8 protein-coding genes are annotated in these 13,283 nt (G+C 57.6%); 4 read left to right on the top strand and 4 right to left on the bottom strand.

The annotated features are described in order from the left end of the window. Positions 1–21: 21 nt before the first annotated feature. Genes J5M57_RS11490 through J5M57_RS11475 form a run of 4 tightly spaced genes read right to left on the bottom strand, consistent with a single transcriptional unit; the run spans position 22 to position 6,153 of the window. The gene (locus J5M57_RS11490; protein ID WP_064587631.1) at positions 22–1,236 is read right to left on the bottom strand and encodes a hybrid sensor histidine kinase/response regulator; all 1,215 of its coding nucleotides are present in this window, start codon (positions 1,234–1,236) and stop codon (positions 22–24) included. Then, positions 1,230–1,823 carry a chemotaxis protein CheB gene (locus J5M57_RS11485; protein WP_169841649.1) on the bottom strand — a complete coding sequence of 198 codons (594 nt, stop codon included), beginning with the start codon at positions 1,821–1,823 and terminating at the stop codon, positions 1,230–1,232. Before J5M57_RS11485 ends, J5M57_RS11490 begins: the two co-directional genes overlap by 7 nt. Further along, positions 1,820–2,653, bottom strand: a complete 834-nt coding sequence (locus J5M57_RS11480) for a protein-glutamate O-methyltransferase CheR (protein WP_169841648.1) — start codon at positions 2,651–2,653, stop codon at positions 1,820–1,822. Before J5M57_RS11480 ends, J5M57_RS11485 begins: the two co-directional genes overlap by 4 nt. Further along, positions 2,653–6,153 (bottom strand): response regulator, encoded by a 3,501-nt coding sequence (locus J5M57_RS11475; RefSeq protein WP_169841647.1) that lies wholly within the window; start codon positions 6,151–6,153, stop codon positions 2,653–2,655. The genes J5M57_RS11480 and J5M57_RS11475 overlap by 1 nt, the downstream gene beginning before the upstream one ends. A gap of 262 nt (positions 6,154–6,415) precedes the next feature. On the opposite strand from J5M57_RS11475, the gene J5M57_RS11470 reads away from it, so the two are divergent. From J5M57_RS11470 to J5M57_RS11455, 4 genes are all read left to right on the top strand, one after another. Beyond that, on the top strand, positions 6,416–6,778 hold the full coding sequence (locus tag J5M57_RS11470) for a response regulator (protein WP_169841646.1): 363 nt from the start codon (positions 6,416–6,418) through the stop codon (positions 6,776–6,778). 155 nt (positions 6,779–6,933) lie between these two features. Further along, positions 6,934–10,686 (top strand): hypothetical protein, encoded by a 3,753-nt coding sequence (locus J5M57_RS11465; protein WP_207848487.1) that lies wholly within the window; start codon positions 6,934–6,936, stop codon positions 10,684–10,686. Positions 10,687–10,786: 100 nt separating this feature from the next. Continuing rightward, positions 10,787–12,097, top strand: a complete 1,311-nt coding sequence (locus tag J5M57_RS11460) for a glycosyltransferase (protein ID WP_207848488.1) — start codon at positions 10,787–10,789, stop codon at positions 12,095–12,097. 131 nt (positions 12,098–12,228) lie between these two features. Then, the gene (locus tag J5M57_RS11455; protein WP_243435640.1) at positions 12,229–13,098 is read left to right on the top strand and encodes a phospholipase; all 870 of its coding nucleotides are present in this window, start codon (positions 12,229–12,231) and stop codon (positions 13,096–13,098) included. Positions 13,099–13,283 lie beyond the last annotated feature (185 nt).

The following is a 13,283-nucleotide window of genomic DNA, read 5'->3' as shown; positions in this document are numbered from 1 at the left end:
GCTGCTGATACGACCGTGCGGTCACTCAGAGGTTGCGTCGGATGTGCCGTTTTCCTGGATTGGCAGACAAACGCGAAACAGGGCGCCTTCGTTGATTTGACTCTCGACGACGATGGAACCGCCATGGGCGGCGACGATCTGCTCGGAAATGAACAGACCCAGTCCGAGACCAGCCACTACCGTCTTGGCGGAGACCCGTTCGAACTGCTGGAAAATACGTTTCTGGTTCTCTTCGCTGATGCCGATCCCACGGTCCTGAACCTCGACGCGCGCCTCGTCACCTTCGCGGTAAACCCGCACCTGAATCGGGCTGCGACCGCCGTAGCGCAAGGCATTGGTCAGCAGGTTCGATACCACCTGCTCAATGCGAAACTCATCCCAGCAGCCCTCCACCGGTTCAGGGGCGGTGAAGGTCACCTCGGTTTCGGCGGCCTCCATTTGCTGGGCAAAATTCTGCAGCAGGTTGCTCACCAGTTGCGTCAGATCGAAACGATTCGGGCGGATCGACAGCTTGCCGGTACGAATCCGCGAGACGTCGAGCATGTCTTCGATCAGCCGAATCAGGCTTTTGATCTGGCGCTCGTCGCGGTCAACCATCGCGTGCATCTTGTCGAGAGTGAACGCTGCGGCGTTATCCCGCGCCAGGTGCATTTTGCGCAACTGGGTTTCGAGTATCAGGCCGTTGAGCGGCGTGCGCACTTCGTGGGCGACGATCGACATGAAGTCATCGCGCATCCGCACCGCCTGCTCCAGCTCCAGCTGCGTGCTCTGCAGTTGTTGCAGCAGCGCTTCCTGCTCGCGACGGGCCTGCTCCAGGGCTTCAACCTGTTGCTTCATGGCCTTGCTCTGGCGGTACAGGTCGACAAACACGTTGACCTTGCTCTTCACCGCGTGGATATCCAGCGGCTTGTGCAGGAAGTCCACCGCCCCGCTCTCGTAGCCCTTGAACGCGTAGTTCAGTTCACGGCCGGCGGCGCTGACGAAGATGATCGGAATGTTCTTGGTTTTCTCGGTGCCACGCATCAACTCGGCGAGTTCGAAACCGTTCATACCCGGCATCTGCACGTCGAGGATGGCCATGGCGAACTCGTGTTGCAGCAGCAGCGAAAGGGCTTCGTCCGCCGACAGCGCCTTATAAACGGTGCGGTCTTCGCGTTTGATCAGTGCCTCGAGAGCCAGCAGGTTCTCCGGCAGATCGTCGACGATCAGCAATTTGGCCTGGATATTACTCAGCATGCGATTCGTTCCAGCTCGACAAGCAGACGGCCGATGCCGTGAATGGGTAGGACATGGTCCGGCTGCTGAAGCTTCAGCGCAGCCAGAGGCATGGTGGCGACCTGTGCATCGTCTGGGTCCTGAACGATGGTCAGCCCGCCGCGCTGTTTGACTTGCTTCAGGCCGCGAGCGCCATCGTTATTGGCGCCGGTCAACAGTACGGCGGCCAATGACTCCCCGTAGGCGTCAGCGGCCGATTCAAACAGGTAGTCGATCGATGGCCGGGAGTGGTGCACGCGGTCTTCAAGACTCAGCGACAGACTGCGATCCTGCTCCACCGACAAGTGATAACCGGGTGTCGCGAAATAAACCGTGCCGGGCATGATGTCTTGCTTGTCGGTCGCCTCTTCCACCGGCAGCATCAGGCGTCGGGAGAACACTTCAGCCAAATGACTGCGGCGTTCCTCCGGCAGGTGCAACACGACGATGATCGGCAGCACGTATCCCTGGCGCAGCGGCCCGAGCAGGCTCAGCAGCGCCTCGACGCCACCGGCGGAAGCCCCGACCACAATCGCCTCGACGCGAGGCAAATCCACGGCATCGTTCATAGTTTGCGGTAAATCCGTTCTTGTTTGACCAGTGGCTCGAACTGGTTGGCGTAACTGGAAAAATCCAGTGTTTCCTTGCTGCCCAGCACCAGAAAGCCACGGTGGCACAGCGATTCATGAAACAGACCGAAGGCACGGTCCTGAAGTTTCTTATTGAAGTAAATCAGTACGTTGCGGCAGGAAATTAACTGAGTTTCGGAGAACACGCTGTCGGTCGCCAGACTGTGATCGGCAAAGGTCACGTTCTCACACAGGCTCTTATCGAAAATCGCGTAGCCGTAGGCCGCCGTGTAGTAATCGGCGAAAGAGCGCTGACCACCGGCCTGCTGGTAATTGGCGGTGTAAGCGCGCACGTTCTCCATCGAGAAGATGCCCTGCTTGGCCTTGTCCAGCGAGCGCGGATTGATGTCGGTGGCGTAGATGATCGTACGGTCAAGCAGGCCTTCTTCGCGCAGCAGGATCGCCATCGAATAGACCTCTTCGCCGGTGCTGCACCCGGCGATCCAGATCTTCAGCGATGGATAGGTGCGCAGCAGCGGCACCACTTCCTTGCGGATCGCCAGAAAGTGCGACGGATCGCGAAACATCTCGCTGACCGGAATCGTCAGCAACTGCAACAACTGCATGAACGCGGTCGGATCGTGCAGCACTTTCTCCTGCAACGCGGAAATGGTCGCACACTCGAACTGGCTCAAGGCGTGCTGCACCCGGCGCTTGATCGAAGCGCCCGAGTAATCGCGAAAATCGTAGCTGTACTTGAGGTAAATCGCCTCGATCAGCAAGCGTAATTCGATTTCGCTGTTGCGCTCTGCGGAGTGACTGCTATCCACTAAATGCGTTCCATCTTCGGTAACCACACGCGAATCAACGAGAACAGACGATCCAGATCGATGGGCTTGGCCAGGTAATCGTTGGCGCCCGCCTGCAGGCAGCGCTCCTGATCGTCCTTCATGGCCTTGGCCGTTACCGCAATGATCGGCAGCTTGCGCCAGCGCGGATCCTTGCGGATTTCAATGGTGGCTTCAAAACCATCCATCTCCGGCATCATCACGTCCATCAACACCAGATCGATGTCCTCGACCTCATTCAACCTATCAATCGCCTCACGGCCATTCCGGCCGATCACCACCACGGCGCCCTTGTGCTCCAGCGCACTGGTCAGGGCGAAGATGTTGCGCACATCGTCGTCCACCAGCAGCACCTTGCGACCTTCGAAGACCTTGTCGCGGCTGCGGGCGGTCTTGAGCATCTTCTGCCGTTCATGGGACAACTGCGATTCGACTTTGTGCAGAAAGAGTGTCACCTCGTCCAGCAAGCGCTCCGGCGAGCGTGCGCCCTTGATGATGATCGAGCGCGAATACTTGCGCAGCTCAGCCTCTTCATCGCGAGTCAGGTTGCGGCCGGTGTAGACAATGACCGGCGGGAACGAGCAGATGTCCTCGGTAGACATGCGCTTGAGCAGATCGTTGCCGAGCATGTCCGGCAGCTTCAGGTCGATCACCATGCAGTCGTAAATCGTCGTGCGCAGTTTCTCCAGCGCCTCCTGCGCCAGGCCGACGGCAGTGATTTCGATGTCGTCATCACCGATCAGGCGGGCAATGCTTTCACGTTGCAGGTCGTCATCTTCCACCAACAGCACGCGCTTGACCTTCTGCGTCAGCTTGGCTTCCAGGCGGGCGAACACGTCCTTGAGCTCTTCACGGGTGGTCGGTTTGACCGCATAGCCGATGGCGCCCATGTGCATGGCCGCTTCGACGCGATCTTCAACCGAAATGACGTGCACCGGAATGTGCCGGGTCTCGGCGTGTTCTTTCAGTCGCTGCAGCACGGTCAGCCCGGAATGATCCGGCAGGCGCATGTCGAGCAGGATCGCGTCCGGGATAAACTCGCGGGCCAGGTCGTAACCTTCGTCCGCACCGTGGGCGACCAGACACTGGTAACCCAACTCATGGGCGAGGTCGTAAAGGATGTGCGCGAAGTTTGGCTCGTCTTCCACCACCAAAATGCAGCGGGTAGCAAACGGCGCCTTGCCACGGTCGTCGGCAAAACGCGGGATGTGCACCGGCGCCATCGGCGACACTGCGATCGAGGACGGCGCCAGCGGTACCGGGGCGGCGACTGGCGGCGGCGTAAAGGTCAACGGCGCGGACGGTGTTTCGCCCGGTTCCAGGTATTGCTGTGGCAACACCAGGGTGAACACGCTGCCCTGCCCCGGCGCGCTGCTGACGCTGATCGAGCCGCCGAGCAAGGCCGCCAGATCCCGCGAAATCGACAAGCCGAGCCCGGTGCCACCGTACTTGCGGTTGGTGGTGCCGTCAGCCTGACGGAAGGCTTCGAAAATGCTTTCCAGTTGATCGGCCGCGATGCCGATCCCGGAGTCGCGCACGATAAAGGCAATGCGCTCGTCCGGCTGGCCGGCGATGGTCAGGCTGACCGTGCCGTTCTCGGTGAACTTCACCGCGTTGGACAGCAGGTTCTTGATCACCTGCTCCAGACGCTGGCGGTCGGTGTACAGCACCGCCGGGGCGCCCGGTTGCAGATCGACGCTGAACGTCAGCTGCTTGTCCGCCGCCAATGGCTCGAACACGCTGCGCAGGCCGTCCGCCAGACGTGCAACGCTGGTGTTTTCCGGGATCACTTCGAGCTTGCCGGCCTCGACCTTGGAAATGTCGAGAATGTCGTTGATCAGGTTCAACAGGTCATTGCCGGCCGAATAGATCGATTCGGCAAACTTGACCTGTTCGGCCGTCAGGTTGTCCTGCGGGTTTTCCGCGAGCAACTTGGCGAGGATCAGCGAGCTGTTCAACGGCGTGCGCAGTTCGTGGGACATGTTGGCGAGGAATTCGGATTTGTACTTGCTCGAACGCTGCAGTTCTTCGGCGCGCTCTTCGAGCTGCACCTGCACCTGATTGAGTTCGGTGTTCTTCAGGTCCATGGCGTCGCGTTGCTCGGCCAGGGTTTGCGCCTGTTCGGCCAACTGCTCGTTGGTCTGTTCCAGTTCGACCTGCTGGGTCTCCAGGTGCGCCTGAGATTCCTTGAGAATCCGCGATTGCTCTTCCAGCTCTTCGTTGGCGGTCTTGAGCTCTTCCTGCTGTACCTGCAACTCTTCGTTGAGCTGCTGGGTTTCGGCCAGTACTTCCTGCAAACGCTGGCGATAGCGCGCGGCCTCGATCGAGGTGCCGATGTTGCCGGCAATCAGCTCAAGCAATTCGACGTCGCGTTGGGTCAGCGGGCGCAGGAAGCCCAGTTCGATCACGCCGTTGATCTGGTCATCATTACTGGTCGGCACCACCAGCACGCTGCGCGGCAGGCCTTCGCCGAGACCTGAGCTGACTTTGAAATAGTCCGATGGCACCGAATCCAGGCGAATCAGGCGCCCTTCCTGGGCCACCTGGCCGACAATGCCTTCACCGCTGTAGATCGCCTGACCTTGTTCTTCCTGCTCGCGCGAGAAGCCGTAGGCCGCCACGCGCTTGAGGCCGCCATGCTCTTCGCGCACGTAGAGCGCCGCGACTGCCGTGCCCAGATACTGCGCGCAGAATTGCAGAATGTTGCGCCCCAGCAGATTCAGCGTCAGTTGCCCCAGCACCTGCTCCGCCAATTCGGTCTGGCCGCTGCGCATCCACGCCTGACGCTCCAGGCGTTCGGCACTAGCTTGCTGCGCAGCGAGGGTGGCGCTGTAGCTGTCCGACAGGTTGACCAGGTCGCGACGACCAACATAAGCCAGCAAACCGCTGATGCTGGCAATAAACAGCAGATACAGGGTGATGCTCCAGATCGTGGTGCGGCGCACGTCCTCGTTGCGCGAGGCACGCAACTGCTGCTCCATGTCGATCACGTCTTCGAATTGTTTGCGGATCTCGTCGGTCAGGCGCTTGCCACGCCCGGCCTTGACCGCGCCCTTGTAGTCACCGCTGGAGCGCTGCAGATCGATCATCGATTGCGCGTAGTTGCTCCACTCGGTCTGCAATGCCTGCAGACGCCGCAACCGGTCAGTCTGTATCGGGTTGTCGGCGGTCAGTTCGAGCAAGGTGTTGAGCGCCACGTTGATCCGCGGTCTGGCGGTCTCGTACGGGTCGAGGAAGTGCTCGTCGCCGCTGAGCAGGAAGCCGCGCATGCCGGTTTCCAGGTCCACGGTGAGCTTCACCGCTTCGTTGGCGTTGTTGATCACACGGTCGGTGTGCTCCACCCACTGGATCACCGACAGCAGGTACGTGATCAAAGAAATGAAAAACACCGCACTGATCGCGCCGACGCCCAATGGCAGACTGATGTTGCGGGTCAGAAGTTTGCGAAACCGTGATTCATCAATCGAAGACGGAGTGGGCATGGGGCGGCCTTGTCGAACTGTCGAAACCGGGGAGTTTGCCCCAAAACAGCGGCATGGATCCATTTTTCTCACAGATTTAGCAGCAATTTCCTACTTTTACCCACGCCTCAAGACCGTCCAACGGTTATCCTTGCCGCCCGAAATACAGCTAATCTTTTTTCTGCCGATTCGGGAACTTGTGGCTATGCGCCACTTACTCATGCAAGAGCCCGGCATTTTCGACCGGTCGCCGTTTCCGATTTCATTTCTTGAGAGCTAACCTATGTCCACTCCAGCGCCCACCATCCTAGTAGTTGAAGACGACGACATCGTGCGCTTCCTCATCGTCGATGTGCTGGAGGAGCTGGAATTCCTTGTCCTGCAAGCCGCAGACGGTTTTGAGGCGCTGAAGATTCTTAGCAACCTGGACCAGCACATCGACTTGATGATGACCGACCAAGGTTTGCCTGTAATGGATGGCCGTGAACTCGCCAATAAAGCGCGTGAACTGCGCCCGAACCTGCCCATTCTGTTTGCCAGCGGTTATGCCGAAAGCATTGACGTACCCGGGGACATGCATGTGATCGGAAAGCCGTTCTCCATTGATCAATTGCGCGACAAAGTAAAACAAGTTTTGAATAACTAACCCCCCTTAATGGCCAAGCAACTAAAAAGTCAGGCAATCACCAATAGAGCAACTTGGCCACGAGAGCAATAACCCCACACACTCTATACATTGCCATCTAAAAACATCGCCCATAGATTCGCATCACTTTAAACCAAACCTCAAATGGATTTGACATGAGTGATGCGAATATCAACAACTTTAAAAAACCACTGTCCCGCCCTTTCACTGATCTGCCCTTGGTCGACAAAAGTCATTCAGGCGACTTCGGTGAACGTCAAGAGATCATCTACAAACTTCAGCAACGCACAACTTACGCAACGCCCTCGGCAGCTGTAAACCTGGAGGGTGCGAGCCTCACGCTGGAGATTGGCTCGACGCTTCACCAGGCACTTCAGCCAGGCATTGCCAGTTTGAAAAAACTCGAACGGCACCCGGCCTTCCAGGCATTTCTGGCAAAACTACGGCTGACCGGTTATTCAGCAATACACATCACCGAGCACGGCGAGATCATTATTGAACTTGCTGGCCGCCGCCAAAGATTCAGCGGCTCAGCCATACCCGATACCGATGTGAACGAGGCCATTAATGTATTGGTTGAAATGACCACTTTAACCGGCGGCACCATTACTTCGGATGATCGTATCGAGTTATTGCAATGGTTAAAGTTTCATCGCTACACCATTCCACAATCCGTTGCCGATGCACAGGCGCTCCTTGGTTTTCTACAACTTGAATACCCCGCAAGTCCGGCGGGTGGTCATTATTGGGACTTGCTCTCGGCCACCAGTGATTCTTCGGCCTTGTTATCCCCGGCACAACGGACACAGATTCGGGCATTGACCAAAGGCTACACGGGGGGTGCCTTGCTGCTGGACGTTCTGTCGGACGCAGTGCTTGGCGGACGTCCCGCGTTCCTGCGTGCGGAAGCGAACGATGCGTTACACAAGATCGTGTCGAGCCCCATCGGGGTGATCTGGGCCCGAGCTTACGTCAAGGCGCTGGACTGGTACGGTGCCAGTGAAGACCAACCGATGGACGATGAGCAACTGCAGCAAATGCTGCTGACGGCCACGCTTCTGGATCTGCACCCGAGTATTGGAGAACCGGAGCCGCGCAACCATATTCTGGGTTTCAACCTCTACGCCGCCGAGCACATCGAGCAGCCCGTTGCGGCTGTCCTGACACGGTTCGAAGAGCATCTGGTCGAACACCATCGCTTCACCCGGCAGAACGTGGCGCTGGCTGCGCACTTGCTGCTGGCGGGCGTGGCACCGGAATTTCTGGTCCGGGATGTGCCTGCCAGCCTGGTGCTGGGCACGCCGCAGTGGGTGGATTTGTGCCGCGCCGTCGGTGTCGTGGAAATCAACGCGCCAGGCTCATCGCGCACCATAACGTATCTGCGACTGCAGCAATTGACGAAGTACGATTCATTCAGCGAACCCCAACAGACGCTCAATGCACTGGCCGCCGTGGATCCCGTGATCGACTGGGCGTTGCTCAACAGAATTGTCACGCTGGACGAGGTCAAGGCATCCACTCTGCAAGCCCTGGAAACCGCGCTGGCTGCCTATAATCGCTACTCGCAGCAGGCTGCCGAAACCGCCCGGGCCCTGTCCGTTCCTTTACCGACCCGCAAAGCCGTCGCCCGGAGCATTCTCGAGTTTGCCGCTCCAGGTTGTGATTTTCTGGACGAGGACGTGCTCTACCAGAAAAGCAACCTCTCCTTTCAGGACGTCAATGCCGAGCCATTGGCGATGTCTCTGGTTGACCTGCACATGTCCAACGATCTGGCGACAGGCGACTGGGATCTGAAACGAGCTGACAGCGTCTTCACACAGTTTGCGCAACTGCGATCACGCCTCGTATCACCGGACGGGGTCTTTCATCTGCAGTTCAACCGGGCGTATGTCAGTCACGCCGAGGCGATGGCGACGCAAGTGAAACTGACACTGTCGTCCTTGCCGCTGCTTGATCGCACGCGCCTGCTGAAGGGCAAGGTGAGCTGCTTCACTTTACGGCCATCAGTCGCCTCACCGGGTGTTCTGGACCCTATCGCGACAATCATTTCACCGCCTGGTGAGCTGCGTGACCTGATTTTTCTGGAGAACCAGAAAGACAAGGATGCCGCGACGGGCCGCTATGCCGTGGTGCTGTGTACCGAGTATGAAAACCGGCTTTATTGTTACGAGTTGTTCACGCTGCACGGGGTATGCCGTGAAAACCCGCAACTGGCGGAACTGATCAAGGACAAGGGTCTTTTGAAAATGCAGTCGCGAGAAGATTTTTTCGACAGCATGACCCGTAACTTTACGCCGCAACCGGTCTACCCGCTGCCCACCGACCTCGAGAGCTATACCCACGGTGTTCCGCCCGGCCTTGTTTCGTCGAGCCACGGCGTTATCGAAAAGCTGGCAGTACTTCCCGCCAATCGCGGCTCTGCCGCCCTTGGAACCAAAGGCAGTTACGAGTGTTTCTACACCGGGGAGGCCGATCGGCTTGCCAACTTTGTACTGAAACATCGCCCCATCGCCACTTACGATGAGCTGGTAAAGGAATGCTGGGGACAAACCCGGCTCGAAAAGCGCCGTCAGGACCGTGAAGAGCAATTCGACACGTTTCTCAACATCGTCGTGCCTTTCAAATCCTGCATTGAAGACCTTGGCTCCGATGACCGTGATCGTCGGCGTGATGGCCTGGGATTGTGCGTGATCGAAGCCGCCATGACTGTCTTGTTGGTGGTGGGCGTGGCGGCGAAAATCGCGCTTGTTGCGGCCAAGGCTGGAACCACTGCCGTAAAGGCTGCCCGGATGGCGAAAGCTGGCGTACTGCTGCTCAACGGCCTGTTCAACCCGCTTGACGGTGTACCCGACTTACTGCGCGGTGGCGCCAGGTTGCTGTACCGAGGAACTCAGCGTTTGCAAAACGCTGGCTCACTGCTAAACAGCGTTTCGGACTTGCGCAAACTGACCGGTAGCGCGCCGTATGGCGGTCTGCGCCCGGTGGTCGATCCGGACCTGATTCGTCTCGGCAAATGGCGTCAGACACCCGCCTCGGCGGACTTTTTCAGTATCTGGGGCATTCGCCACAACGAACAATGGTATGCACTCAGCCGCCACGGCAAACCCTGGGGACCGAAACTCAAGCACTTCGAGCCGCACAAGCTTTGGCACCTGCTCAATCTGGATACGCTGATGCCGGCCAGCTACACCCGAAAACTGCTCAAAGATGCCCTGCCGGTTTCCCGGAAAAAAATCGACAATGCGATCAAAACGCTGATTGAGCCGGGCTTCACGACAGATTCGGGGCCGGTCGTGAAAATGCTCTTGGGCGATAACTCGGTACATGCCAGAAACAAACTGTTAGGCCATCTTCAAGATGTCAAAAGGGACATCGCCAACGTCACGCCAGAAAACTTTTTCATCGAAAAAGTGGATGAAAACACGATCGCCGGCTTGAGTCCGGAATTGTATAAAGAGTGGAAAAACCTGCCGTCAGGCGAAGCCAGCAGAAAAAAATTCATGGTGGTTTACAGGGATACCTTCAACAAACAGTTCCGCACAGAGGGTTACAGCCATGAGGTATTGGCGGACGACTTGATTCATGAACTGTTTCACGGAGCGCCCGACACCTCTGATCACGCCTACGCCCATGTCCCCGTTTCCGGGCGCCAGGGAAACTATCAGCGACTGGATGTCAAAGACCTGCTCAATCTGGCGTCGGGACATATCAAGGACCCGTCCACACATCAGTTGTTGAAGCCCTTTGATAATGCCGAGTCCTTTATGGTGACCACCGCTTTGCTCAATCAACTGACCAAGGAGCCGGAGATGTACCTGCAGAACATCAACACCATGAGAAAGGCACTGGAAAGAAGTAACAAGCGCCCTATCGAGTGGGAAGTGCTGCTGCGCCTCAACCCGGTCTGAGCCATTACCGGTGCCGCGATGCTTTCGCGGCACCGCAACCCGGTGTGGTTTAATTGCGCTTTTTTCCAGGCCCCGTGCCCGCGCATCAAGGATCCACGCCATGAGTCAGCCCCCTGCCACCAAAGTTCTGGTCATCGGCTACGTCTGGCCCGAACCCCGTTCTTCGGCGGCCAGCGGGCACGTGATGCAGATCCTCGACACCTTTCTCGAACAAGGCTGGGACATCACCTTCAGCAGCCCGGCCGGCCCGGGTGAACACAAGGCTGACCTGAGTGCGCTGGGCATTCGCGAAGTCGCGATCGAACTGAACAACAGCAGCTTTGATACCTTCGTCAGCGAACTGGCCCCGGACATCGTGCTGTTCGACCAGTTCATGATGGAAGAGCAGTTCGGCTGGCGCGTCGAGAAACAGTGCCCGAACGCGCTGCGAGTCCTCGAAACGTCCGACCTGCAAAGCCTGCGACATGCCCGCCACCAGCGGCTCAAGGAGCGTCTGAAAGTCGCCCCGGATGATCAGGATTTCACGCCGCTGTTTGCACCGGCGTTGCACGAAGAATTCGAGCTCATGGCCGACAGTGACATGGCCAAACGGGAAATCGCCGCGCTGTATCGCTGCGATCTGAACCTGATGATTTCCGAGGTTGAAATCCAGCTGCTGGTGGAGGAATTCGGCCTGCCGCGCGACCTCCTGCACGAATGCCCACTGATGATCGACCTGCCGCAAAACGCGCCTCGGTCCTTTGCGGAGCGCGCGCACTTCCTCAGCATCGGCAACTTCCGGCACGCTCCGAACTGGGACGCCGTGCTCTGGATGAAAACCACCCTCTGGCCGTTGATTCGCGCACGTCTACCCCAGGCGCAATTGCACGTCTACGGCGCCTACACTCCGCCCAAAGCCACCGCGCTGCACAATCCGGCGCAGGGTTTCCACGTGATGAACTGGGCCGAAGACGCCCTGCAAGTCATGTCAGCCGCGCGCGTGTGCCTGGCGCCGTTGCGTTTCGGTGCCGGAATCAAAGGCAAAATCGTCGATGCGATGCTCTGCGGCACACCGTCGGTCACCACGCCGATCGGCGCCGAAGCGATGCACGGCGGCCTGCCCTGGCCCGGCGCGGTGGCCTGCAGCGCGCAGGCGCTGGCGGATCAGGCCGTGCAGTTGTATCAGGATGAAATGCGATGGAACGAGGCGCAATTGGCCGGTCAGACATTATTGACCGAGCGTTACCGCAAAACCGTTCATGGGCCGGCGCTGATCGACAAGTTACAACAGTGCATGAAGAACTTGAATCAACTTAGAAAAGCCAACTTTACCGGCAGCATGTTGCGCCATCATCACCACAAGAGCACTCAATACATGTCACAGTGGATTGAGGCAAAAAACCGCAACGACCACACCATTAAAGAGTCATAAAAAACAACATATATCTAGCATTAATCCGCGCCTTGCCCATTCAACGCCTTATCCATTAATAATAAATAACTCACCCAATAACGGTAGTGGGTTATTTATTATTTATTCAAGGAATAACGGACATGGAAAGCATGGAAATTAAAAGCACCCTGGGTAATAACGCCCTTAATAACTGGATGGCCACAACACCGGGAATCGAAGACCTACCGCTATACAAGCTGGCATTACCCGGTACGCACAACGCCGGCTGCGACTGGCAGGCTTCCTACGCACTGATCCCGGGTGCGCACTGGGTGGCCTGTCAGCACAAATCGTTTCATCAACAATTGAACAATGGGGCGCGAGCGCTCGATATTCGTCTGGTGTTGACCAGCAAGGGCGATGGCATCGACAAGCTGCGAATTCAGCACAATGGTTTTCTGTCGTCGCGCACCTTGGGCGATCTGGTCACGGACATCAACCGCTTTCTTTCGGACAATCCGGACGAGTTCATTGTGCTGGACTTTCACGAGTTGAAAGGCGGCGACCAGCCTTTTGACTTTGCCTGGTTCAACAAGCTGATGATGCACTTTCTGCGCGACCGAATCATTCCGGCTAAGAACCGTTACTCGAGCCTGCGTCAACTGAAAGACATCAGCCGTACGCAGCGAGTCCTGATGCATGCCGACTGGCATCACGACTTGGACTTTGAATGGTTCAATGACCAGATCGAACATGCCTGGATCGGCACACAAACGCCCAGCGCCAGTGATCTGCAAAAATACATCACCAAAGTCATGGAGTTTCCGCCCTCCTCTTATCGTCCCTGGTCGCTGTCGGCCACCAGTTATTCGGCACTGGGTGGCCCGGTGGACATTCATACCCACCTGGACAAATGGTTCGACCCCGCCAACAGCGACTGGCTGCTCAAATGCAACATCGTCAATGTCGACTTCATTGAAGAATCGCAGCTGGTCTCGTTCTGCCGTACGGCGAACCTGATCAAGGCCCGCCGCCTCTGATTTACGCCAGGCGATGCCATACATTGGCTATTCATTAGCGGATGTTGCCACTGCTGGACAGTTTTCTCGCTATTCGTATGCTGTGATTCGCGTTCGCCGACAATCGGTGAACATCACGATGCCGCCCCAGGCGGCCTCGGCCATATCAATAGCTTTCCCAAGGATCGGGGGAGCATGGACAGGAC

This window comes from Pseudomonas sp. 86_A (assembly GCF_017491705.1).
GTDB lineage: Bacteria > Pseudomonadota > Gammaproteobacteria > Pseudomonadales > Pseudomonadaceae > Aquipseudomonas > Aquipseudomonas koreensis.
Note: the sequence above shows the minus strand (reverse complement) of the source record. Positions and strands in the feature narration are given on the sequence as shown.

Excerpts from the sequence above, each read along its gene's own strand:
- J5M57_RS11465 (WP_207848487.1), top strand. The coding sequence starts at position 6,934 with ATGAGTGATGCGAATATCAACAACTTTAAAAAACCACTGTCCCGCCCT.
- J5M57_RS11490 (WP_064587631.1), bottom strand. The coding sequence starts at position 1,236 with ATGCTGAGTAATATCCAGGCCAAATTGCTGATCGTCGACGATCTGCCG.
- J5M57_RS11485 (WP_169841649.1), bottom strand. The coding sequence starts at position 1,823 with ATGAACGATGCCGTGGATTTGCCTCGCGTCGAGGCGATTGTGGTCGGG.
- J5M57_RS11470 (WP_169841646.1), top strand. The coding sequence starts at position 6,416 with ATGTCCACTCCAGCGCCCACCATCCTAGTAGTTGAAGACGACGACATC.
- J5M57_RS11475 (WP_169841647.1), bottom strand. The coding sequence starts at position 6,153 with ATGCCCACTCCGTCTTCGATTGATGAATCACGGTTTCGCAAACTTCTG.
- J5M57_RS11455 (WP_243435640.1), top strand. The coding sequence starts at position 12,229 with ATGGAAATTAAAAGCACCCTGGGTAATAACGCCCTTAATAACTGGATG.
- J5M57_RS11460 (WP_207848488.1), top strand. The coding sequence starts at position 10,787 with ATGAGTCAGCCCCCTGCCACCAAAGTTCTGGTCATCGGCTACGTCTGG.